A 24,967-nucleotide genomic window follows, 5' to 3' on the forward strand; every position below is an offset into this window, starting at 1 on the left:
TATCACTAAGTGTTAGCGGCTATTTTTTCAGGAAAAGTGTTATGATATTAAGTAATAATATACTAACAAGATGAGTAGATAGAAAAAGAATGAAAGTGAGTGGTCCAAAAATGGATCTGTTATCAATAAAAGACCCATCCTTTTTAAAAGGATTGACAAATAAAGAGCTGGAGGCTTTAAGTCAGGATATTCGTCAATTCTTGGTCGAAAAGCTGTCTGTTACTGGAGGCCATATTGGACCGAATTTAGGTGTAGTAGAACTAACAATTGCTTTACATAAATGTTTTGAAAGTCCTAAAGATAAAATTATTTGGGATGTAGGACATCAGTCCTATGTTCATAAAATATTAACTGGCAGAGCATGTGAATTTGATACATTACGCCAATTTAAAGGTCTATGCGGATTCCCGAAACGAATCGAAAGCGAACATGATGTTTGGGAGACGGGGCATAGCTCAACTTCTCTATCTGCAGCAATGGGAATGGCAATTGCTAGGGATTTAAAAAAGGAAAAATCTTTTGTTGTCCCAGTAATTGGAGATGGTGCATTAACGGGCGGTATGGCATTGGAAGCACTAAACCATATTGGTCATGAGAAAAAGGACATGATTGTCATCTTGAATGATAATGAAATGTCAATCGCACCAAATGTTGGCGCATTACATAATATTCTTGGACAGTTACGAACTGCTGGTAAATATCAATGGGTAAAAGACGAATTAGAATTGTTATTGAAGAAGGTTCCTGCTGTCGGCGGTGTCCTTGCAGCTACTGCTGAACGGGTAAAGGATAGTTTAAAATACCTTTTGGTTTCTGGAATGTTCTTTGAAGAATTAGGTTTTACCTACTTGGGTCCAATTGACGGACATAATTTTGAAGATTTGTTTGAAAACTTAGCTTATGCGAAAAAAACAGAAGGTCCCGTACTTCTTCATGTCATTACAAAGAAGGGGAAAGGGTATAAGCCGGCTGAAAGTGATAAAACGGGTACATGGCATGGAACAGGTCCATATAAAATGGATACTGGTGATTTTGTTAAGCCCTCTAAAGCACAACCGCCTGCTTGGAGCAGCTTGGTAAGTGAGACGGTTAGAAAACTGGCTCGAACAGATGAACGAATTGTGGCCATTACGCCAGCAATGCCGGTAGGTTCTAAGCTCGAGGGATTTGCGAGTGAGTTTCCTGATAGAATGTTTGATGTAGGAATTGCAGAACAGCATGCTGCCACAGTTGCTGCTGGTTTGGCAACGCAGAATATGAAACCATTCCTAGCGATCTATTCAACATTCTTACAACGGGCTTATGATCAGGTGGTACATGATATCTGTCGTCAAAATCTTAATGTTTTTATAGGTATTGACCGTGCAGGCTTAGTTGGAGCTGATGGAGAAACACACCAAGGTGTATTTGACATTGCTTTCCTCAGACATGTTCCTAATATTGTCTTAATGATGCCTAAGGACGAAAATGAAGGACAGCATATGGTATATACTGCCTTAAACTATGATGATGGTCCAATTGCAATGAGATTCCCACGTGGAAATGGTGTTGGAGTACCGATGGATGAAGAGTTTAAAAAGATCCCTATAGGCACTTGGGAAGTCCTGAAAGAAGGCGATGATGCTGCTATCCTAACCTTCGGAACGACCATACCTATGGCTTTTGAAGCGGCTGTACAGCTTGAAAAACGAGGGATCTCAGTTAGGGTTATCAATGCCAGATTTATTAAACCATTAGATGAAAAAATGCTCACAGATTTATTAGAAAAAAATATTCCTGTACTTACTGTGGAAGAAGCTGTATTACAGGGTGGGTTTGGAAGTGCCGTTCTTGAATTTGCCCATGACCATGGTTATGGTCAGGCACAGATTGACCGGGTAGGAATCCCGGACCAATTCATTGAACACGGAGATGTTGGTTCCCTTTTAGAAGAAATTGGTCTAACTACCGAAGAAGTAGTCAGGAGAGTATCCGCAATGGCTAGGAAAAAACAGCAAAGGGCTTAAATAATGAAAAATAAAGAACGATTAGATGTATTGCTTGTCGAACGTGGCTTAATTGAGACGCGTGAAAAAGCGAAGAGGGCCATTATGGCTGGGCTTGTTTACACGAATGAAGAGCGTTTGGATAAGCCTGGTGAAAAGGTGAAAATTGATATCCCGTTAAACATAAAAGGAAAAATGCTGCCGTATGTAAGTAGAGGCGGATTAAAGCTTGAAAAAGCACTAAAGGTATTCGATGTAGATGTGGACGGGAAGGTTCTGCTGGATATTGGGGCTTCGACAGGGGGTTTTACTGATTGTGCCTTACAAAACGGGGCGAAAATGTCCTATGCTTTGGATGTAGGTTACAATCAGTTGGCTTGGAAGTTAAGACAAGATGAGCGGGTGGTTGTGATGGAACGAACCAACTTTCGCTATGTTACACCTGCTGATTTGGTTAGAGAAATGCCAAATTTTGCTTCTATCGATGTATCGTTTATTTCATTAACTCTCATCTTGCCAGTACTAAAAACGCTGATTATCCCAGGGAGTAACATCATTGCACTTGTGAAACCTCAATTTGAGGCAGGTCGTGATCAAGTCGGTAAAAAAGGGATTGTACGGGATGAAAAAGTTCATTTACAAGTCATTGAAAAAATTATTCATTTTTCCATTGAACAAGGATATATTGTAAATAATCTATCCTATTCTCCAATCACTGGCGGAGATGGAAATATTGAGTTCTTGCTCCATCTAAGATGGGAAGGGGAGCGGGAAATTGGTGAAAACAGGCTCCAAGTAAACCCGTTGGAAATTGTAAAACAATCCCATCAAGAATTTAAAACGAAACAAGCTCCAGAAGGATAGGCAAATGCTTATCCTTTTATGTATCTGAACGTATTTTTATAAATGATTTTCGTGTACATATTTTTAAAAATCGGCTAACATATGATTATATACGACATTTTAGTACAAAATACTCTGATGTTTTAAAGACTATGGGGTGAAAGAATGAATAAAGGTCAGCGTCATATTAAAATTAGAGAAATTATTGCCAGCAATGACATTGAGACGCAGGATGATTTAGTTGATGAGCTTAAGAACGCTGGTTATAATGTGACACAAGCCACAGTTTCACGTGATATAAAAGAACTTCATCTTGTAAAGGTGCCATTGATTGATGGCCGATATAAATACAGCCTGCCTGCTGACCAGCGTTTTAATCCATTGCAAAAGTTAAAGAGATCCTTAATTGATGCTTTTGTAAGGATTGATTCTGCAGGGCACTTGCTTGTAATGAAGTGTTTGCCCGGAAATGCAATGGCAATAGGTGCGCTTATTGATAATTTAGATTGGGAAGAAATATTAGGAACGATCTGCGGTGATGATACAATGTTAATTATATGCCGAACACCGGAAGATACAGAAGTTATCACAAATCGTTTCCTTGACATGCTTTAATTGGGGGAGAGTTCCTTGTTAGCAGAGATATCAATAAAAAATTTTGCTATTATCGAATCCCTGTCCATTTCTTTTGAAAAGGGATTAACGGTATTAACGGGAGAAACAGGCGCAGGAAAATCCATTATTATTGATGCCATACATTTACTTGTAGGTGGCAGAGGGTCTTCAGAGTTTGTGCGCCATGGAGAGGACAAAGCAGAAATTGAGGGGCTGTTTCAACTCGATGATCCTAAACATCCAATTATCATGAAAGCATTGGAGTTTGGGATCGATATTGAGGAAGGAATGGTTGTTTTAAGGCGTGATATATCCAAAACAGGAAAAAGTGTATGTCGGATTAACGGAAAGCTTGTTACTATTTCGACACTTCGTGAAATTGGTTCAACACTTGTGGATATTCATGGCCAACATGAACATCAGGAATTAATGGACGAAACAAGACATTTATCCTTACTTGATCAATTTGGTTCTGAAGAAATTGCGGCTTCTCATAGTGAATACCTGGAAGTGTACCGCCGCTATGAGCAAACTCTCCATAAACTAAAATCATTAAGTGAAAATGATCAACAGACGGCCCATCGATTAGATTTAATTCAATTCCAATTGGATGAGATTCAAAAGGCTAATTTAAAGATTCACGAAGACGAGGAGCTTTCGGAAGAGAGAAGGAAGTTAGGGAATTTTGAAAGAACCTTTGAAGCCTTACAATCAAGCTATGCAGCATTGCACGGAGAACAAAGAGGTCTGGACTGGATTAGTATGGTTATGGGCTATTTAGAGGATGCGGCAGCTCTTGACCCTGTATATAAAGAAACATATGAGGGTGTTTCGAATTGCTTTTACCAGTTGGAGGATGCCGCCAGAACCTTAAGAAATGAATTAGATGTCTTAGAATATGATCCCCAGAGGTTAAATGAAATTGAAGACCGGCTAAATGAAATAAACCAATTAAAACGGAAATATGGTAGAACGATTAATGAAATCGTTGAATATGCAGCCAAGATTGAAGAAGAAATTGAAACATTGCAAAATAAAGAAACACATATAAGTGAATTAGAAAAAGAATTATCTTCAATCAAAAAGGATCTTATTTTAGAAGCAAAACAATTATCTGAGATACGTCATAAATGGGCAGAAAAATTAACCAACCTTATCCATAAAGAATTAAAAGAACTGTATATGGCTAAGACTGTTTTTGAAATTCGATTCGAAAAAGAACAAGAGCACTTTTCAAAAACTGGTGTTGATCATGTTGAATTTTATATTTCAACTAATCCAGGTGAACCTCTTAAGCCCTTGTCAAAAGTTGCTTCAGGAGGAGAATTATCTAGGATCATGCTTGCACTAAAGAGTATTTTTTCCAAACACCAAGGAGTTACTTCAATTATCTTCGATGAAGTTGATACTGGTGTAAGCGGAAGGGTAGCTCAATCTATTGCGGAAAAGATTTATAAAGTAGCATCAGGCTCTCAAGTATTATGTATTTCCCATTTACCACAAGTAGCTGCTATGGCTGATACCCATTTATTTATTTCAAAGGTTATTACTGGCGGGAGAACCAAAACATCTGTTACACCGCTGAGTCGGGGAGAAAAGATTAAGGAAATCGGCAGAATGATTTCAGGAGCGGAAATAACCGATCTTACAAAGAAACATGCGGAAGAATTACTGTTTTTAGCAGGTGAAAATAAAAAAACTTGAAAAGCTATCCAATAAGGGTAGCTTTTTTATGTTGAACCAAGTTATAAATGCGTGTCAAGGAGGCAAAATTAAAGATGTAGCCATTTCTTTAATGTAGTGAAAAGAAGCGAGGAGAGTGAAAAGTTTGAAGTTAGACATAATTAGAAAAATTATTGGTGGAATTCTCCTTGTTTCATTAATTAGCCTTATTTATTTTCAGCCTATACAGCAGTACCTTGCAATACCAAAAACCATTACGGTTTTTGAAGGACAAGATTATACTTTTAAAAAGGCTGCCCCGGTATCAGCCGCTTTACAATCTCACAACTCAAATATCACACTTGATCAGGAAGAACATGCAGTTTCGGTAAAAGCTTCAGAAAAAGGGAACAATGAAATGCTTCTAGAATTTGCTGGTATCCCGATAAAAAAGGTCGATGTTCATGTTTTAAAAGATTTTCGTGTCATCCCAGGTGGTCAATCTATTGGTGTAAAATTAAATACAGTTGGTGTCCTAGTTGTCGGACATCATTTAATTAATACAGATAATGGTAAAAAATCACCTGGTGAAATTGCTGGAATTAAAGTTGGAGACATTATCACAGAAATAAATGGTCACAAAATCGAAAAAATGACAGATGTTGCACCATATGTTCAATCTGCTGGGCAGGATGGAGACGCTCTCGATATGGTGATAAGCAGGGAAAGCGGAAAATTTACGACAAAACTAACCCCTCTAAAGGATAAAGGGGAAAACACTTATAAGCTTGGTTTGTATATTAGAGATTCAGCAGCAGGTATAGGGACGATGACTTTTATGCATCCCCAATCTAAAAAGTATGGTGCCCTTGGTCATGTGATTTCAGACATGGATACCAAGAAACCGATTGTAGTGGAAGATGGGCAAATTGTTCGTTCTACTGTAACTTCTATTGAAAAAGGTAGTAATGGTGATCCTGGTGAAAAACTCGCAAGGTTTTCATCTGACCGTGAAATTGTTGGGAATATCCAAAAAAATAGTCCATTTGGTATTTTTGGTGAGTTAAATAAAGATTTAAAAAATGGGATCATGGATAAACCACTGCCAATAGCATTATCCCATCAGGTAAAAGAAGGACCTGCAAAGATCCTAACAGTGGTAAATGATGACCGAGTAGAAGAATTTAATATAGAGATCGTTAGTACAATCCCGCAAAAGTTTCCAGCAACAAAGGGCATGGTTATAAAAGTAACTGATCCTAAGCTTCTTGAAAAAACTGGAGGAATTGTGCAAGGAATGAGTGGAAGTCCGATTATCCAAGATGGAAAATTAGTCGGAGCTGTCACACATGTCTTTGTTAATGATCCAACCTCTGGGTATGGAGTCCATATTGAGTGGATGCTTAATGAAGCTGGAATTAATATATACGAGACACCAAAAAACAAAGCGAGTTAATCAGAAAAACCTTTTAAGCGAAATAGGGTAAGCCTATTTTGCTTCTTCTTTTTAAGGAGATTTTTCGACAAAAAACTGTAATTTATTGGGAAAGATGCGAATAAAGTCGAATGGGTGAGAAAAACAGAGAAAAGATAAGATTTTATCACTATTTTAAGAAATATTAAAAAAATGAGAGGAATTTTTGTTGCATTGTCGAATTTGTAATTTAGAATAGAATTAAGAGACTACAGACATTAACAAAAATGAAATAGAGAATTGAACAGATTGAGGGAGGAACTGGAATTGAAGAAAATAAAAGTATGTATCGTTGATGATAATAGGGAATTAGTTGGTCTATTAGAAGACTACATTTCGTCCCAAGAAGATATGGAAGTTGAAGGTATTGCACATAATGGGCAAGAATGTTTAGATATGTTAGCTACGGCTAATCCTGATGTTCTTGTTCTGGATATAATTATGCCGCATCTTGATGGACTAGCTGTGCTTGAGCGTCTTCGTGAGGTAAAAAAAGGAGCGTTACCTAACGTAATTATGTTGACAGCTTTTGGTCAAGAGGATGTAACGAAAAAAGCAGTGGAACTTGGAGCATCCTACTTTATCTTAAAACCATTTGATATGGAAAACCTAGGAAGCCATATTCGTCAGGTAAGTGGAAATGCAAGCAGCTTTACCCGTAAGATGCCCACAACAACTTACCGTTCTCATTCGGAGCAAAAACCGAAGAACTTAGATGCAAGTATTACCAGTATTATTCATGAAATTGGTGTGCCGGCCCATATTAAGGGGTATTTATACTTGCGTGAAGCAATTTCCATGGTATATAACGATATCGAGTTATTAGGATCAATAACAAAAGTTTTATATCCTGACATTGCAAAAAAATACAACACAACTGCAAGCCGTGTTGAACGTGCTATTCGCCATGCCATCGAAGTTGCATGGAGCCGCGGCAATATCGATTCTATTTCTTCATTGTTTGGCTACACAGTTAGTATGTCAAAGGCTAAGCCGACCAATAGTGAATTCATCGCAATGGTAGCTGATAAGCTTCGTTTGGAGCATAAGGCTTCTTGAAAGGGTGAGGAATAACTCATCCGATAGATGAACAAAAAAGACCAATGAATGATCGTTCATTGGTCTTTTTCCGTATTTTTTTCTAATTCCATAAGTTTTTGGATTAGAATATGTTGAGGCATGTGCATAAGCTGTTCTAGTGGGACGTTTAGCTGCTTTGATAGTTTCAAGGCTGTTTCAGGTGACAATTGTAAAGGTTTCATGGTATATACCTCCATTTTTTTGAAAGTTGGGAAGTGAACAAAATGACACAGATTTTTGCTCATCGTGGTTACTCGGCTTCATTTGCTGAAAATACAATGGGCGCCTTTTATGAAGCGGAAAAGGCAGGAGCCGAAGGACTAGAGCTTGATGTTCAATTAACTAAGGATGGCGAAATTGTAGTTATTCACGACGAAAAAGTTGATAGAACCACTAGTGGTACTGGATTCGTCAAAGATTTTTTTATATAAAGAAATTAGAAAACTAAATGCTAACCATAAGGGTGTAAAAAAAGAACCCATACCGTCCTTGATTGAAGTACTAGAGTGGATGAAAACAAACAAGCTGCTTTGTAACATTGAACTGAAAAACGGGTTAATTCCATATGAAGGTTTGGAAGAGAAAGTCATTCAGCTTGTTCGAAATTATGGTTTATCCGATCGAATTATCATTTCTTCTTTTAATCACTATAGTATTGTTTATAGCTATAGGCTTGCTCCAGAGATTGAAACGGCACCACTTTTTATTGAGGGAATTTACATGCCATGGATTTATTCTCAATCGATTAGAGCGAAGGGGATTCATCCAAAACACTCATCACTGTCCGATAATATCATCATGAATACAATGGATAATGGAATCGCTGTAAGACCTTATACGGTTAATAAGGATGCTGATATGCATCGATTATTTAATATAAATTGTACGGCGATTATTACAGATGATCCTGTCAAGGCATTAAGAATAAGGAAGCAATATGAAAAGAGACCATAAGGCCTCTTTTTCTTTTTATTTTTTGCTCTGTTAAACTGACCTGTTGATTTCCGCTCCAGACGCGAGCGGTTCGTGGGTGTTTCGGCGAGCCTCCTCGGAGAAACGCGCCTGCGGGGTCTCCCCTGAACCATACTCCCACAGGACATTGAATAAGCTTCATCGAGTTAACACCGCACGAAGGAAATGCGTTAGCATTTTCGAGGATCTTCGCGCCTTCCGCTCCAATCAACAGGGAATAAAAATCAACAATGTTATTTAAACAAAGCCTATTTTTTAAATCTTGTTTGAACTTTATTTCTTTTACGGTCTCTGTGGAAGATAAAGCCGGCAACAAATCCTAAACCGCCAATAAAGAAAAGTAATCCCACGATAAATTGTAATAATAAAAATGGAAAGGGAGCTTGGAGAATACCAAAGGTCATATCCCGCATTAATTTTATGCCTAAAGCAGCCAAAATCCCAGGGATAACTAAAATAGTAAGAGCGATAATCCGTTTCATACATATATCCTTCCGAAGTCTATTTTCAACATGAGTTCTTTACTTGATTATACCTCAAAATATTAGTATATAGATAAAATTTGTCAAGACAAGTATTTGATAATAAAATAAACATGAAGAAATTTGCATGGTTTTGTTAGATTGAAATGAAAAAAATTTCTTTTTTCAAAGGGGTATATTCAATGCAAAATGTAATGATTGTTGGCGCAGGAAAGGGCGGTACTGCAATCTTAAAAATTTTGATGGAGTCGGAGGTGCTTCAAGTAGCGGTAGTAATTGACCGAAACCTAGATGCACCAGGCGTTTTATTAGCAAAAAAAGAGGGAATAACCACTGGGACAAGCTGGAAACCATTTATTGCTGGGAATATTGACATTATTATCGAAGTGACTGGGGACGATGTTGTCTTTCAAGAATTACGTGATACCAAAAATAAGAAGACAGTATTAATTCCGGGAAGTGTGGCATTTCTAGTATCCCAGCTAATGGAAGAGAAAGAAGAACTTCTGCAAAAACATCAAAATGAATCCTATCAACAGGAATTGATTTTTAATGCTACGAATGATGGGATGGTCGTTATTGATAAACATGGCAAAGTCATTTTGTTTAACAAGCGTGCAGAAGAGATCATGGGGGTGAAGAAAAATCAGGCGATTGGTAAAGCGGTAGTGGAGGTTATTCCTACAACCCGGCTTCCTTTAATTCTTGAAACTAGGAGAATAGAGGCAAACCAAGAAATGGTACTAAGTAATGATCGAAAAATCATTACCACACGAATCCCGATTATTGAAGAGAACGGAACGTTGATTGGTGCCTTTGCCATTTTCAAGGATATAACAGAAGTAGTAAACTTAGCAGAAGAAATCACCGATTTGAAGGAAATACAAACGATGCTTCAAGCTATTATTCATTCTAGTGATGATGCCATTTCTGTTGTAGATGAAAATGGACGGGGGATTCTCATTAATCCGGCTTATACTCGTATTTCTGGATTAACACAAGAGGAAGTAATTGGTAAACCAGCTACAGCGGATATCTATGAAGGAGAAAGTATGCACATGAAAGTGCTACAAACTAGAAGAGCTGTTCGTGGAACCGCAATGAGAGTTGGACCAAATAAACGCGAAGTAATTGTTAACGTTGCACCTATCATTGTTAAAGGGAAACTAAAGGGCAGTGTTGGAGTTATCCATGATATGTCTGAAATTAAATCTCTTAATCGTGAGTTAAATCGAGCAAGACAACTGATTCGTAAATTGGAGGCAAAATATACCTTCGAAGATATAATTGGGCAATCAGATGAAATGATGCTTGCTATTGAGCAAGCAAAGCTTGGTGCGAAGACCCCTGCAACCGTCCTTCTTAGAGGGGAATCTGGGACAGGCAAAGAATTATTTGCTCATGCTATACATAATGCAAGTGATCGTAAATACAACAAGTTTATTCGAGTGAACTGTGCAGCGATTTCCGAAACATTATTGGAGAGTGAATTATTTGGTTATGAAGAAGGCGCTTTTTCTGGAGCAATAAGAGGCGGGAAAAAAGGCTTTTTTGAAGAAGCAAATAATGGAAGTATTTTCTTGGATGAAATAGGCGAACTTTCAGCTAATACGCAAGCGAAACTTCTGAGGGTGCTTCAGGAAAATGAGATAACTCGCGTAGGTGGTACCAAGCCTATATCTATTAATGTTAGAGTCATTGCAGCCACGAACGTTAATTTAGAAAAGGGTATTGCCAATAGTTCCTTTAGGGAAGACTTATATTATCGTTTGAATCGCATGCCTATACATATTCCACCGTTAAGAAAACGAAAGGGAGAAATTCCTGTTCTTTGTGAGAGGTTAATTCTAAAGATCAATCGTGATTATGGACGGAATGTGGAAGGAGTAGCACCTGAAGCATTGTTTAAGTTAATGGATTATGATTGGCCGGGCAATGTACGCGAATTAGAAAATATTCTTGGTAGAGCTATAATTTTTATGAATTACAACGAGACAATAATTAACGTCCATCATTTACCGGAATTACAAAATAAAAAACATACCGAAAATTCCTTTTCTAATTCAAATGATTCAACAACGTTAGGGCAAAGTTTATCTGAAATACTAGAGGATTACGAAGCAAAAATTATTCGGCAGACTCTCAACAGGTTGAATGGGAATAAAACACTCACGGCAAAAACGCTGGGTTTGTCTGTAAGAAATTTATATTACAAGCTTGAAAAATATAATATTGAAAAAAATAGCATGCAATAAATTTCATACTATGAAAAAATTTGCACGTGGATTTAACTTAAAATGAAGCGTTTTCAAATTTGAAAGTTGGCACGATACTTGCATATTAGCTTAATGGAGTTGCAGGAAAAAGGAGAAAGGGTTGATAACACCTTGTTGCTAGACACACTATTTCAAAAAGCAACCCGAGAAGGCGTGAATACGGTTGCTGTTGCTGCCGCAGAGGATGAAGAAGTTATTGAAGCAGTTTTAGATGCACTGAATAGAAACCTTGCTCGTTTTATCCTATTTGGCGACAAAGATAAGATCATTTCATTACTACAAATGAGAAAGTATGAGGACCAGGGGAAACAGAATTTAAACATTGTTCATACAAACTCAACAAATGAATCGGCTGAACTAGCTGTTAAGTCTGTCTTTCATAAAGAAGCGGATGTTTTAATGAAAGGCAATATCCCGACTAATCTTATTTTAAAAGCTGTCTTAAATAAGGATTTTGGGTTGAGAACAGGAAATGTCCTTTCACATGTTGCTTTTTTTGAGATCCCTGGATTTGAACGTTTTACTATTGTGACGGATGCTGCGATGAATATCGCACCTGACCTGCAACAAAAAGCTCAAATAATTAAAAATGCGGTTTCATTAGCTAAGTCCGTAGGGATTGAGACTCCTAAGGTAGCTCCTTTAGCTGCCGTTGAAGTAATAAATCCATCTATGCAAGCAACCTTGGATGCGGCATCACTAACGTTGATGAATAAGCGTGGTCAAATATCAGGCTGTATAGTTGATGGTCCGCTTGCATTAGACAATGCAGTATCAGTTCTCGCTGCAGAACACAAAGGAATACAAAGTGAAGTAGCCGGTCATGCTGATATTCTTCTAGTGCCTACAATTGAAGTTGGAAATGTGTTATATAAATCGTTAATTTACTTTGCAAAAGCCAAGGTGGGTGCTGTCATAGCCGGAGCCAAGGCACCAATTGTTTTAACTTCACGAGCAGATTCAGCTGAAAGTAAGCTTTATTCTCTAGCATTAGCGCTATGTTGTGTTTCAAAATAGAGATTCTTAACATTCGAGGAGGAATTTATAATGGAAATTTTCAAGTATTTAGAGACTTATGATTATGAGCAAGTGGTATTCTGCCAAGATAAGCAATCAGGTTTAAAAGCAATTATTGCAATCCATGATACAACACTAGGACCTGCGTTAGGCGGCACACGTATGTGGACGTATGAATCTGAAGATGCTGCGATTGAAGATGCACTAAGATTAGCAAAAGGTATGACATATAAAAATGCAGCAGCCGGTTTAAATCTTGGCGGAGGTAAGACCGTTATCATTGGTGATCCTCGTAAAGATAAGAATGAAGAAATGTTTCGTGCTTTTGGACGTTATATCCAAGGTCTAAATGGTAGATATATTACTGCAGAAGACGTTGGTACTACTGTTGCAGATATGGATCTTATTCATGAAGAAACAGATTATGTCACTGGTATTTCACCTGCATTTGGATCTTCAGGAAACCCATCACCAGTTACCGCTTATGGTGTTTACAGAGGAATGAAAGCCGCTGCAAAAGCAGCTTTTGATTCTGATTCTTTAGAAGGAAAGGTTATTGCTGTTCAGGGTGTAGGAAATGTTGCATACAACTTATGCCGTCATCTGCACGAAGAAGGAGCAAAGTTAATTGTTACTGATATTAACAAAGAAGCAGTACAACGCGCAGTTGAGGAGTTTGGTGCACGTGCCGTTGATCCAAATGAAATCTATAGTGTTGAATGTGATATTTATGCTCCATGTGCATTAGGCGCCACAATTAATGATGATACCATTCCACAATTAAAAGCAAAAGTAATTGCTGGAGCTGCAAATAACCAATTAAAAGAAACACGTCATGGTGACCTTATTCATGAAATGGGTATAATTTATGCACCGGACTACGTAATTAATGCTGGCGGAGTAATTAACGTTGCAGATGAGTTATATGGATACAATCGTGAGCGTGCGTTGAAGAAAGTTGAACAGCTTTATACAAGTATTGAGAAAGTTATCGAAATCTCAAAACGTGATGGTATTCCAACCTATCTTGCTGCAGACCGTATGGTTGAAGAGAGAATTGAAAGAATGCGTAATTCTAGAAGCCAATTTCTCCAAAACGGGCATCACATTTTAAGTCGTAGAATTTCAAGATAAAACCTACTCGTTAAATAGATTGAGGGCTGAGCGCTGAATAGACATTCAGCGTCTTTGCCTTTAGATAGATGTCTAAATTGGAGGTAACAACGGTGCTAGAAAAAGAATATCGAATTCTCATCATCAACCCAGGCTCAACATCCACTAAGATCGGAGTCTTCGATAATGAAGTATCAATTTTTGAAAAAACCATTCGTCACGACACAGAAGTAATTAATACTTTTAAAAATATAATTGAACAATATGAATTTAGAAAAAATACAATTTTGGAAACACTGGATAAAGAAGGTATAAATATATCGAAACTATCCGCTGTTTGTGGCCGTGGTGGACTGCTTCGTCCAATTGAAGGTGGAACCTATGCTGTTAATGAAATGATGCTCGAGGACCTGCGCGTCGGTTTTTCAGGTCAACACGCATCAAACTTGGGCGGTATTATTGCATATGAGATAGCATCAGGTTTAAATATACCATCTTTCATTGTGGATCCCGTCGTGGTAGACGAATTGGATCCAATCGCAAGAATTTCTGGCTTCTCTTTGATTGAAAGAAAAAGTATCTTTCATGCATTAAATCAAAAAGCAGTCGCTAGAAGGGTAGCGAAGGATCTTGGGAAAAAATACACGGATTTGAACTTAATTGTTACCCATATGGGTGGCGGTATTACTGTAGGCATACATAAAAAAGGTAGAGTTGTGGATGTGAACAACGGTCTACATGGTGATGGACCATTTAGTCCTGAGCGAGCCGGAACAGTGCCTGCAGGTGATTTAGTTGCCCTTTGTTTCTCAGGGGAACATTATCGTGAAGAAATCATGAAAAGACTGGTTGGTCAAGGTGGACTGGTTGGATACCTTGGTACAAATGATGCAGTAAAAGTGGAACAACGAATAGAAGCTGGTGACCAAGAGGCTAAACTTGTATATGATGCAATGGCCTATCAAGTGGCAAAAGAAATTGGTGCAGCCAGTGCTGTATTATCAGGTAAGGTAGATGCGATTATTTTGACTGGCGGTCTTGCCTACGGGAAAGGTTTTGTAAAGTCGATTACAGATAGAATTAATTGGATTGCCGACGTTATTGTTCAACCAGGTGAAAACGAACTCCAAGCTTTAGCTGAAGGAGCACTTCGAGTTCTACGCGGTGAAGAAGATGTAAAAACGTATCCAGGAAACTTTTTAACTGCAAAAATCTAATATTATTGGGGAGGAAATACAATTGGCACAAGAATACGATTTAGTCATTCTTGGAGGTGGAACGGGCGGCTATGTAGCTGCTATTCGCGCTTCACAGCTAGGACTTAAAACAGCTATTGTAGAAAAAGGGAAGCTTGGCGGGACATGTCTGCACCAAGGCTGTATACCAAGTAAGGCATTACTGCGGAGCGCTGAAGTTTTTGCTACTGCCAAACATAGTGAGAACTTTGGGGTTGTTACCGGCGAGGTTTCTGTTGATTTTGGAAAAGTGCAGGAAAGAAAAAATAAAATTATCGAGCAGCTTCATAAAGGTGTGCAACATTTAATGAAACAAGGGAAAATAGATGTTTATCATGGGATTGGCCGCATCTTAGGTCCTTCTATTTTTTCACCAATGCCAGGCACGATTTCCGTAGAAATGAACAATGGGGAAGAAAATGAGATGCTGATCCCTAAAAATGTAATTGTGGCTACTGGCTCTAGACCTAGAACGCTTCCGGGACTTGAAATTTGTGGAGAGTATGTGATGTCTTCAGATGAAGCATTGCAGCTGAAGGAACTGCCAAGCTCCATTGTCATTGTTGGTGGTGGCGTCATTGGTATTGAATGGGCATCTATGCTTTCTGATTTTGGAGTGGAAGTAACAGTTATTGAATACGCAGACCGAATTATTCCTACAGAGGATAAGGAAATCTCCAAAGAGATGCAACGTTTAATGAAGAAAAAAGGTGTTAAACTGGTTACTAGCGCTAAAGTACTTCCGGAAACTCTCGTGAAGGATAACGGTATATCAATCCGTGCTGAAGTAAAAGGAGAACAGAAGGAATTTAAGGCAGATAAGCTCCTTGTCTCAGTAGGACGTCAAGCAAATACTGAGGGTATTGGCCTTGAGAATACAGAGATCCAAGTGGAAAAAGGCTTTATTGCTACCAACGAATTTTTCCAAACAAAGGAATCACATATTTATGCAATCGGTGATGTCATTGGTGGATTACAATTGGCACATGTAGCTTCCCATGAAGGAATTGTTGCTGTCGAGCATATTGCCGGAAAAGACCCATCACCATTTGATTACAATCTTGTATCTAGATGTATTTATAGTAATCCAGAGGTTTCAAGTGTTGGAATCACAGAAGATCAAGCAAAAGAAAAAGGTCATAAAGTGAAAGTTGGAAAATTTTCTTTTAAAGCCATTGGGAAGGCGCTTGTATTTGGCGAATCGGATGGTTTTGTGAAAATTGTAGCTGATGAAGAAACCAATGATATTCTAGGTGTGCATATGATTGGTCCACATGTAACAGATATGATTTCAGAGGCAGGACTCGCTATGGTATTAGATGCAACACCATGGGAAATTGCTCATACCATTCATCCACATCCAAGTCTCTCTGAGGCAATAGGGGAAGCGGCACTGGCGGTTGATGGAAAAGCGATTCATTCCTAAATAAAGGTATTTGCGAACAAATGGGAGGTAAGTAATATATGACAGAAAATCGTCATGAGGCTTTAGGTTTAAGCGATGGTAAAGTAATAGAAATGTATGAAACGATGCTTCTAGCCCGTAGGATTGATGAACGGATGTGGTTATTGAACCGTGCTGGTAAAATACCATTTGTTATCTCATGTCAAGGGCAAGAAGCAGCCCAAGTGGGAGCAGCGTTTGCTCTAGATACTGATAAGGATTATGTTTTACCATATTACCGTGATATGGGAGTTGTATTAACATTTGGTATGACTCCAAGAGAACTAATGCTTTCAGGGTTTGCGAAAGCAGAGGATCCGAATTCAGGCGGCCGACAAATGCCTGGACACTTTGGCCAAAAGAAAAATCGCATTGTGACAGGATCATCTCCCGTTACCACACAAGTTCCACATGCAGTTGGAATTGCTCTTGCTGGAAAAATGGAAAAAAAGGATCTTGTAACATTTGTAACCTTTGGAGAAGGTTCGTCCAACCAAGGTGACTTCCATGAAGGTGCGAACTTTGCAGGAGTGCATAAACTTCCAGTTATCTTCATGTGTGAAAATAATAAATACGCTATTTCTGTACCAATTGAAAAACAATTGGCCTGTGAAAAGGTATCCGACCGAGCCATTGGTTATGGCATGCCTGGTATTACAGTTGACGGAAATGACCCATTAGAAGTATATAAAGCCGTTAAAGAGGCTGCGGATCGTGGGCGTCGTGGTGAAGGACCAACGTTAGTTGAAACTGTTTCCTATCGTCTTACCCCACACTCTTCTGATGATGACGACCGTTCTTATCGAGCACCGGATGAGGTAGCAAAAGCAAAAACAAAAGATCCTATCATTACATTTGGTGCATATTTAAAGGAAACAGGTGTCTTGAATGATGAGATGGAAAAGGAAATAAACGACCGCGTGATGAAGCTGGTGAATGAAGCAACTGATTATGCTGAAAATGCTCCTTATGCTGCACCAGAAGAAGCGATGAAATATGTTTATGCACAAGAGTAAGGGGGATTTAACATGGCGATTATTTCATATATTGATTCAATAACTATGGCTATGCGTGAAGAAATGGAACGAGATCCTAAGGTATTTGTTTTAGGAGAAGATGTTGGAGTAAAAGGCGGCGTGTTTAAAGCTACACAAGGCTTGTATGAACAATTTGGTGAAGAGCGCGTCATTGATACTCCACTTGCTGAATCAGCGATTGCAGGAGTTGGGATCGGTGCAGCTATGTATGGAATGCGTCCAATTGCTGAAATGCAATTCGCTGATTTCATTATGCCGGCAGTCAATCAAATTATTTCTGAAGCGGCAAAAATTCGCTATCGCTCAAATAATGACTGGAACTGTCCAATGGTTATTCGTGCTCCATATGGCGGTGGAGTTCATGGTGCATTATACCATTCTCAATCTGTGGAAGCTGTGTTTGCGAATCAGCCAGGGTTGAAAATCGTAATGCCATCTACACCATACGACGCTAAGGGATTGCTAAAAGCAGCCATTCGTGACAATGACCCGGTACTATTTTTTGAACACAAGAGAGCCTACCGTTTAATTAAGGGAGAAGTCCCTACAGATGATTATACATTGCCAATTGGTAAGGCGGATGTGAAGCGTGAAGGTGAAGATATTACTGTTATCACCTATGGCTTATGTGTACATTTTGCCCTTCAAGCCGCTGAAAAATTAGCAAAGGATGGAATCTCTGCACATATTCTTGATTTAAGAACGGTTTATCCACTTGATAAAGAAGCGATTATAGAAGCAGCTTCAAAAACTGGTAAAGTTCTGCTTGTTACAGAGGATACAAAAGAAGGCAGCATTATGAGTGAAGTATCAGCAATTATTGCTGAAAATTGTTTGTTTGAACTTGATGCGCCGATTAAGCGTCTAGCTGGCCCTGATGTACCAGCAATGCCATATGCTCCAACAATGGAAAAATTCTTTATGATCAATCCAGATAAAGTCGAAAAAGCAATGCGTGAACTCGCTGAGTATTAAAACGAAAAGCGGAAGCGCCTTTGTCAGCCCCAACAGGCAAATGTTCTTCTGCAAAAAAAGTCCGCCTTTTGACTTTTATTGCCGAAGGTTATTTGACCCGAGGGGCTAGGCGCTGGAGCTAGACATAGGAGGTTTTTGAATAGTGGTAATTGAACAAATTAAAATGCCTCAGCTTGGGGAGAGTGTTACTGAAGGTACTATTAGTAAGTGGTTAGTATCTGTTGGTGATAAGGTAAATAAATACGACCCCCTTGCAGAAGTTATGACAGATAAGGTTAATGCAGAAGTCCCATCCTCCTTTTCAGGTGTGATTAAAGAATTAATTGCTAACGAAGAAGATACCCTAGCGGTTGGAGAAATTATTTGTACAATCGAAGTCGAGGGTGGCGAAAGTCCACAAGCTAAAACAGATGCACCCGCACCAGCAGCTGTTGGTACGGAAGTTGCTGCACAGGTGGAGCAAGGAAACAAGGCCCGTTATTCCCCAGCGGTTTTAAAATTATCACAGGAGCATGGGATCGACCTAACACAGGTGTCAGGCACCGGAGCAGGTGGAAGAATCACCAGAAAAGATTTACTTAAATTAATCGAATCTGGAAATGTCCCTGTTGCTGGTCAAAAGGTAAAAGAAGAAACAGCTGTACAGCCTGAACCTCAAAAGCAATTGGTATCACAACCTGTGTCTACATCTGCATCAAAAACACAAGAAGCATCACCGGTTCAAATTCCAGTGGCAGCTGGCGATATTGAAATTCCGGTAACAGGCATCCGGAAAGCGATTGCTGCCAATATGCTTCGCAGCAAACATGAGGCGCCGCATGCGTGGACGATGATTGAAGTGGATGCAACTAATTTGGTAGACTACCGTAATTCACTTAAAGATGAGTTTAAGAAAAAAGAAGGCTTCAATTTAACATTCTTTGCATTCTTTGTAAAAGCTGTGGCACAAGCATTGAAGGAGTTCCCACAAATTAACTCCATGTGGGCTGGAGATAAAATTATTCAAAAGAAAGATATTAATATTTCGATTGCTGTTGCAACTGATGATGCTCTATTCGTACCTGTAATTAAAAATGCAGATGAAAAAACAATCAAGGGTATTGCCCGTGAAATTTCCGAGCTGGCTGTTAAGGTGAGAACAGGAAAGCTCAGATCTGAAGATATGCAGGGTGGAACATTTACAGTGAACAACACAGGTTCATTCGGCTCTGTTCAATCAATGGGTATTATCAATTATCCACAAGCAGCAATTCTTCAAGTGGAATCCATTGTTAAACGACCTGTGGTAATGAATAATGGAATGATTGCTGTTCGTGACATGGTTAATCTATGTATGTCGTTAGATCACAGAGTACTCGACGGACTTGTTTGTGGACGTTTCCTACAACGTGTGAAGGAAATTCTTGAAAACACATCTAAATCTACAACTTCTATTTATTGATTCTATTTACAGTCGCTGCCCAGATGATGGCAGCGACTATTTGTTTAGTTGCCTGAATTCTGTTTGTACCATAAAATAGTATTAGTAGAATAAATTGAATTTTATTTCAATTATGTATTATGGGAGGGGGATGAGGAGCATGGAAAATATAAAAAGTCAGTCATTTCCTTTAAAATCAACACAGGAATGGAAAGGAAAGGCAGAACAATCTCTCAAGGGAAAAACGATAGAATCCTTACAAACAGTTACATATGAAAACATCGTTTTGAAACCGCTTTATTCTGAGGAAGATGAGCGGGAGATATCTGAATTTCCAGGAGGCTCTGATTTCAGAAGAGGAATTAATCCACTTGGATACATTACAAATGATTGGAAGATAGCACAGCGGATTTATTATCACACATTTGAGGAATTGCAAGAAAAACTCTTGCAATCACTTGAAAGAGGCCAGTCCGCCATTTCTTTTGAAGTAACTAAGAATCTCCTTGAAGACGATCAGATGTTAGAAAAAATTCTAAGAGAATTCTATCAGAAATATCCATTCTCTCTTAATGCTAAAGTGTTACACACTGAATTTCTAGCTGCTTTAGACAGAATGGCTGAGCAAAAAGAAAAGAGTAGTAGTTTGAGTGGTTTTATAGGATCAGATCCAGTTTCGCTTTTTGCTAAAGAAGGTAAGATATCTGAAGAATATCTCAATCATTGGATTACAAGCATTGTTCAAACTAGTGGGAAATTTCCTAGTCTTAGAACCGTTTTAATTGATACTACACCTTATCATAATGGCGGAGCGAGTGCCGTTCAAGAACTTGGAATTGCAATTGCTGAAGGAACCTTTTACCTTGATAGGTTTCAGGATGCTGGTATGGACCTAGAAGGAATTTTATCAAAAATGGTCTTTCAATTTTCTATTGGAAGCAACTTCTTTATGGAAATTGCTAAACTTCGTGCTGCTAGAGTACTTTGGAATCGAGTGGCTGAGGTCTATGGTGCCGGAGAGGACCATCGTGGGATGCAGATTTCTGCAGAAACTTCTACTTTCACCAAAACCGTATATGACCCGCATGTGAATCTGCTTCGTTCTGGAAATGAAGCATTTGCAGCAGTGATGGGGGGCGTACAATATTTACATGTAGACCCCTTTAATGCTCTTACGGGAAGCTCCTTGTTTTCTGAAAGAATTGCAAGAAACACACAACTTTTATTAAAAGAAGAAGCTCACTTAAAACACGTGATTGACCCTTCTGGAGGTTCCTGGTATATAGAACAACTAACTAATGAACTGGCTCAGAATGCATGGGAATTCTTCCAACGGATTGAAGCAAATGGTGGCATCCTAGAGGGATTAAAATCTGGTTTGCTACAAAAAGAAATTGCTTCTGTTTATGATGATAAGAATAAGGATGTCCATACAAGGAAACAAAGCATAGTTGGTACGAATGTCTATGCCAATCTTGATGAAACTGTTCCTGATGCTAGTATTGAAATTCAAGAATCCTACCAAATAGATAAGAAAGACCAATTCATAAAAATTAAGGCTATCCAACAAAGAAGATTAGCGGAGCCATTTGAAAGTTTGCGAAATAAAGCATGGAAATACGAAGAGTCAACTGGCAATAGACCATCTGTTGGGTTAATTTGTCTTGGAGAGATAAAAGAACATAAAACAAGACTTGATTTTATGAAGGGGTTTCTAGCTGCAGGGGGAATAAAAGCTGATGATAGTAATCCGATTGCTGATTTAGAGACTGCCAGACAGTTTATTTCTCATCTGCCTGCTGTTAAATGTTTTTGTATCTGTGGAACAAATGAGCAGTATGAGGAAGTTGGCCATGATATTTTAAACAGCTTGAAAGAGGAATTTCCAAATCGAACCTTTTACCTCGCAGGTCTTCCAGAAAAAGAAACACAGCAACAGTGGGTAGCTGAAGGAATCCAGCAGTTTATTCATATAAAGAGTAATTGTTACGAGACACTCGAAGCTATTTTTAAAGAGTTGGAGGTGGGCAAGATTGAAGAAACAAAAGCCTGATTTTCAAAATCTATCATTATTTAACGGTCAAAAAAAAATGACTAAGGAAGAATGGCAGGAGAGGGTTAAAAAGGAACTTGACAACTCGATCGAGGATTTACTTTTTGAAACAAATGAACAAATAAGATTAAAGCCACTCTATACAAAGGAAGATCGAGAAGGCCTTGAGCATATCGGCCATCTTCCAGGTCTGCCTCCTTACACCAGAGGTCCATATCCAACGATGTATGTAAATCGTCCATGGACAGTGAGACAGTATGCTGGATTTTCAACTGCCGAAGAAAGTAATGCTTTTTATCGCCGAAATCTAGCAATGGGTCAAAAAGGACTATCGGTTGCTTTTGATTTAGCTACACACCGCGGATATGATTCTGATCATCCACGTGTGGTTGGAGATGTTGGAAAAGCTGGGGTAGCCATTGATTCAGTCCTTGATATGAAAACCCTTTTTGAAGGAATTCCTCTAGACCAAATGTCAGTATCGATGACAATGAACGGGGCTGTTTTACCTATTCTTGCTTTTTTTATTGTCACTGCTGAGGAACAAGGGGTAAGTCAGGAGAAGCTCGCTGGAACCATTCAAAATGACATTTTAAAAGAGTATATGGTTCGTAATACATATATTTATCCACCAGAAATGTCCATGAAAATAATAGCTGATATTTTTGAATATACGTCTAAATACATGCCGAAGTTTAATAGTATCAGTATTTCAGGTTATCATATGCAGGAAGCAGGAGCACCTGCAGACTTAGAGTTAGCTTATACGCTCGCAGATGGATTGGAATATGTACGGACGGGTCTTAAAGCTGGAATAGAGATTGATTCGTTTGCGCCAAGGCTTTCCTTTTTCTGGGCAATCGGGATGAATTATTTCATGGAAGTGGCCAAAATGCGGGCAGCCAGATTAATCTGGGCAAAAATGATGAAGTCTTTTAATCCAAAGAATGAAAAATCGTTAGCCTTAAGGACACATTCACAAACATCTGGATGGAGTTTAACAGAGCAGGATCCGTTTAATAATGTTACTCGGACGCTGATTGAAGCGCATGCTGCAGCTATGGGGCATACACAATCACTTCATACAAACGCCCTGGATGAAGCAATTGCCCTGCCGACGGACTTTTCGGCTCGAATTGCCCGGAATACTCAATTGTTTTTACAAGAAGAAACAGGAATTACAAAGGTAATTGATCCGTGGGCAGGCTCTTATTATGTTGAAAAGCTGACAGATGAATTAGTTCAACGTGCTTGGACACATATCGAAGAAATTGAGCAGCTAGGAGGTATGGCTAAAGCAATTGAAACCGGACTTCCAAAGATGAAAATTGAAGAAGCAGCTGCCAGAAGACAGGCTCAAATTGATTCAGGTAAGGAAACGATTATTGGGGTGAATCGTTACCGAGTTGAGACGGAAGAATCGATTGAAATCCTAGATATTGATAATACGGCTGTGCGCCTAAAGCAAATAGAAAAATTACAGGGATTAAAAGCGAGTCGTGATGATCAGAAAGTGAGAGAAGCATTAGCGTCTTTAACAAATGCATCAGAAACAGGGGAACAAAACTTATTGGAGTTGGCTGTTCAAGCAGCAAGAGTACGGGCTACCTTAGGCGAAATCTCCGATGCTATTGAAAAGGTTGCTAGCAGACACAAAGCTGTCATTCGCTCAATAAGTGGTGTTTATAGTACTGCATTTAGCAATGAGGAAGAAATTGTAGAAGTGAAAACAATGACCGATGAGTTCCTTGAAAATGAAGGAAGAAGACCAAGGATCCTAATTGCGAAAATGGGTCAGGATGGACATGATCGCGGCGCGAAAGTAATTGCTACCGCCTTCGCGGACCTTGGCTTTGATGTTGATATTGGCCCTTTATTTCAAACCCCAGAAGAAACAGCTATGCAAGCTGTCGAAAATGATGTACATGTAGTAGGGATGAGCTCCCTTGCTGCAGGGCATAAAACATTGCTTCCACAATTGGTGGAGGAATTAAAGAGACTTGGAAGGGAAGATATTCTAGTGGTTATTGGTGGAGTCATTCCATACCAGGATTATCAATTCTTATATGACCACGGTGCTGTTGCCATTTTCGGACCAGGAACTATTATTCCAGTAGCTGCTCAAAAGGTGATTAAAGAAATATATAAACAGCTCGGTTATGAGGAAGTGTCGTCCTAATGACTTCTGATCAGAAAAATAGCCGGTTTCAAAAGCGTAAAGCTACTGAACCAACGGTGAATGATCTTTTTGAAGGTGTTACTAAGGGAGATAGAAGTCAGTTAGCTAGAGCCATTACGCTAGTAGAAAGCAATGCAGATCAGCATTTTGAAAAAGCACAGGAGCTCCTGCAAAAGCTGCTGCCGAAAAGCGGAAAGTCGATTCGAATTGGCATCACAGGTGTTCCAGGTGCAGGTAAAAGTACGTTTATAGAGGCTTTCGGTATGTACCTTTGTAGTTTAGGTCATCGAGTGGCCGTGTTAGCCATCGATCCTAGTTCGAAATTAAGCGGTGGTAGTATCCTCGGTGATAAAACGAGAATGGAGCATTTATCCAGAAACCCTAAGGCCTTTATTCGCCCATCGCCCACATCCGGAAAGCTGGGAGGAGTCCATCGCAAAACAAGAGAAGCCATGTTGCTTTGTGAGGCGGCCGGTTTTGATGTGATCCTAATTGAAACAGTCGGGGTGGGTCAAAGTGAAGTGATTATTAGGGATATGGTGGATTTTTTCATGTTGCTCGTCCTGACTGGGGCTGGGGATGAACTTCAAGGAATGAAGAAAGGAATTATGGAACTTGCGGATGCGGTTATTGTTCATAAAGCAGATGGCGACAATAAACCTAGAGCTCAACAAACAAAACATGAATATAATCGGATTCTGCATTTTTTACAGCCTGCTACAAAAGGGTGGACAACAAAAGCTTATACTTGTTCATCTTTAAACGGAGAGGGCATCGATGAAATTTGGGTGATGGTTCAGAAATTCGAAGAAAGAGGAAAGGCGACGGGAGTATTCACAGAAAGAAGAAAGGGGCAACAAAGAGACTGGATTTATTCCCTGATTTCTGACCAGCTTCATTACACCTTCTTTCACCATCCAGTAATAAAGCAAAAACTTCCACAGTTAGAGAATGAAGTAATGGCAGGAACAAAAACAGCGGCGTCCGTTGTAGAAAGCTTATTCAATGACTTCTTTTCCTGAATCATTTTTTATTGATTGATAAAGTAAATAGCAGTTTACTTGGAAAAACCACATTTTAACTGTTATTATGTAGTTATGAACAA

19 protein-coding genes and 1 pseudogene are annotated in these 24,967 nt (G+C 39.0%); 18 read left to right on the forward strand and 2 right to left on the reverse strand.

Going from position 1 to position 24,967, the window contains the following annotated elements; genetic code table 11:
* Window positions 1-110 precede the first annotated feature (110 nt).
* The 6 genes from dxs (at window position 111) to spo0A (ending at window position 7,638) form a co-directional block, all read left to right on the forward strand.
* On the forward strand, window positions 111-2,006 hold the full coding sequence (gene dxs, locus QE429_RS09995; protein ID WP_307286858.1) for a 1-deoxy-D-xylulose-5-phosphate synthase: 1,896 nt from the start codon (window positions 111-113) through the stop codon (window positions 2,004-2,006).
* Window positions 2,007-2,009: 3 nt separating this feature from the next.
* A complete protein-coding gene (locus tag QE429_RS10000; RefSeq protein WP_307286859.1) occupies window positions 2,010-2,849 on the forward strand; it encodes a TlyA family RNA methyltransferase in 840 nt (279 codons plus the stop codon).
* 144 nt (window positions 2,850-2,993) lie between these two features.
* A complete protein-coding gene (ahrC, locus tag QE429_RS10005) occupies window positions 2,994-3,443 on the forward strand; it encodes a transcriptional regulator AhrC/ArgR (RefSeq protein WP_307286860.1) in 450 nt (149 codons plus the stop codon).
* 15 nt (window positions 3,444-3,458) lie between these two features.
* A complete protein-coding gene (gene recN / locus QE429_RS10010; RefSeq protein ID WP_307286861.1) occupies window positions 3,459-5,147 on the forward strand; it encodes a DNA repair protein RecN in 1,689 nt (562 codons plus the stop codon).
* A 124-nt stretch (window positions 5,148-5,271) separates the two neighbouring features.
* Window positions 5,272-6,561, forward strand: coding sequence for a SpoIVB peptidase (gene spoIVB / locus QE429_RS10015; protein WP_307286862.1), 1,290 nt, complete (start codon window positions 5,272-5,274; stop codon window positions 6,559-6,561).
* Window positions 6,562-6,846: 285 nt separating this feature from the next.
* On the forward strand, window positions 6,847-7,638 hold the full coding sequence (spo0A, locus tag QE429_RS10020; RefSeq protein WP_307286863.1) for a sporulation transcription factor Spo0A: 792 nt from the start codon (window positions 6,847-6,849) through the stop codon (window positions 7,636-7,638).
* A 56-nt stretch (window positions 7,639-7,694) separates the two neighbouring features.
* Here spo0A and QE429_RS10025 read toward each other — a convergent pair whose 3' ends face one another.
* Window positions 7,695-7,841, reverse strand: a complete 147-nt coding sequence (locus tag QE429_RS10025) for a YycC family protein (protein WP_307286864.1) — start codon at window positions 7,839-7,841, stop codon at window positions 7,695-7,697.
* Between the two features lie 42 nt (window positions 7,842-7,883).
* Between QE429_RS10025 and QE429_RS10030 the strand changes: the two are divergent.
* Window positions 7,884-8,613: pseudogene (locus tag QE429_RS10030) on the forward strand (glycerophosphodiester phosphodiesterase).
* A 266-nt stretch (window positions 8,614-8,879) separates the two neighbouring features.
* Here QE429_RS10030 and QE429_RS10035 read toward each other — a convergent pair.
* Entirely contained in the window at window positions 8,880-9,113 is a 234-nt protein-coding gene (locus QE429_RS10035; protein WP_307286865.1) for a DUF2627 domain-containing protein, read from the reverse strand.
* A gap of 182 nt (window positions 9,114-9,295) precedes the next feature.
* Between QE429_RS10035 and QE429_RS10040 the strand changes: the two genes are divergently transcribed.
* The 11 genes from QE429_RS10040 (at window position 9,296) to meaB (ending at window position 24,884) form a co-directional block, all read left to right on the forward strand.
* Window positions 9,296-11,368, forward strand: coding sequence for a sigma-54 interaction domain-containing protein (locus tag QE429_RS10040; RefSeq protein WP_307286866.1), 2,073 nt, complete (start codon window positions 9,296-9,298; stop codon window positions 11,366-11,368).
* A 132-nt stretch (window positions 11,369-11,500) separates the two neighbouring features.
* Complete coding sequence (gene yqiS / locus QE429_RS10045; RefSeq protein ID WP_373463243.1) at window positions 11,501-12,406, forward strand: phosphate butyryltransferase; 906 nt, start codon at window positions 11,501-11,503, stop codon at window positions 12,404-12,406.
* A 30-nt stretch (window positions 12,407-12,436) separates the two neighbouring features.
* Entirely contained in the window at window positions 12,437-13,540 is a 1,104-nt protein-coding gene (gene bcd / locus QE429_RS10050; RefSeq protein ID WP_307286867.1) for a branched-chain amino acid dehydrogenase, read from the forward strand.
* A 68-nt stretch (window positions 13,541-13,608) separates the two neighbouring features.
* On the forward strand, window positions 13,609-14,736 hold the full coding sequence (buk, locus tag QE429_RS10055; RefSeq protein WP_373463186.1) for a butyrate kinase: 1,128 nt from the start codon (window positions 13,609-13,611) through the stop codon (window positions 14,734-14,736).
* A 22-nt stretch (window positions 14,737-14,758) separates the two neighbouring features.
* Window positions 14,759-16,180 (forward strand): dihydrolipoyl dehydrogenase, encoded by a 1,422-nt coding sequence (lpdA, locus tag QE429_RS10060; protein ID WP_307286869.1) that lies wholly within the window; start codon window positions 14,759-14,761, stop codon window positions 16,178-16,180.
* A 38-nt stretch (window positions 16,181-16,218) separates the two neighbouring features.
* Window positions 16,219-17,214 carry a thiamine pyrophosphate-dependent dehydrogenase E1 component subunit alpha gene (locus tag QE429_RS10065; RefSeq protein ID WP_307286870.1) on the forward strand — a complete coding sequence of 332 codons (996 nt, stop codon included), beginning with the start codon at window positions 16,219-16,221 and terminating at the stop codon, window positions 17,212-17,214.
* Window positions 17,215-17,226: 12 nt separating this feature from the next.
* The gene (locus QE429_RS10070; RefSeq protein WP_307286871.1) at window positions 17,227-18,210 is read left to right on the forward strand and encodes an alpha-ketoacid dehydrogenase subunit beta; all 984 of its coding nucleotides are present in this window, start codon (window positions 17,227-17,229) and stop codon (window positions 18,208-18,210) included.
* Between the two features lie 142 nt (window positions 18,211-18,352).
* Window positions 18,353-19,651, forward strand: a complete 1,299-nt coding sequence (locus QE429_RS10075; RefSeq protein WP_307286872.1) for a dihydrolipoamide acetyltransferase family protein — start codon at window positions 18,353-18,355, stop codon at window positions 19,649-19,651.
* Between the two features lie 139 nt (window positions 19,652-19,790).
* A complete protein-coding gene (locus tag QE429_RS10080; RefSeq protein ID WP_307286873.1) occupies window positions 19,791-21,683 on the forward strand; it encodes a methylmalonyl-CoA mutase subunit beta in 1,893 nt (630 codons plus the stop codon).
* A 37-nt stretch (window positions 21,684-21,720) separates the two neighbouring features.
* On the forward strand, window positions 21,721-23,862 hold the full coding sequence (gene scpA, locus QE429_RS10085; RefSeq protein WP_307290759.1) for a methylmalonyl-CoA mutase: 2,142 nt from the start codon (window positions 21,721-21,723) through the stop codon (window positions 23,860-23,862).
* Window positions 23,862-24,884: a methylmalonyl Co-A mutase-associated GTPase MeaB gene (gene meaB, locus QE429_RS10090; protein ID WP_307286874.1), complete on the forward strand. Its 1,023-nt coding sequence runs from the start codon at window positions 23,862-23,864 to the stop codon at window positions 24,882-24,884. Before scpA ends, meaB begins: the two co-directional genes overlap by 1 nt.
* The last annotated feature ends 83 nt before the right edge of the window (window positions 24,885-24,967 follow it).

The sequence above is a fragment of the Bacillus sp. SORGH_AS_0510 genome (genome assembly GCF_030818775.1).
In the GTDB taxonomy this organism is placed as follows: Bacteria; Bacillota; Bacilli; order Bacillales; family Cytobacillaceae; genus Neobacillus.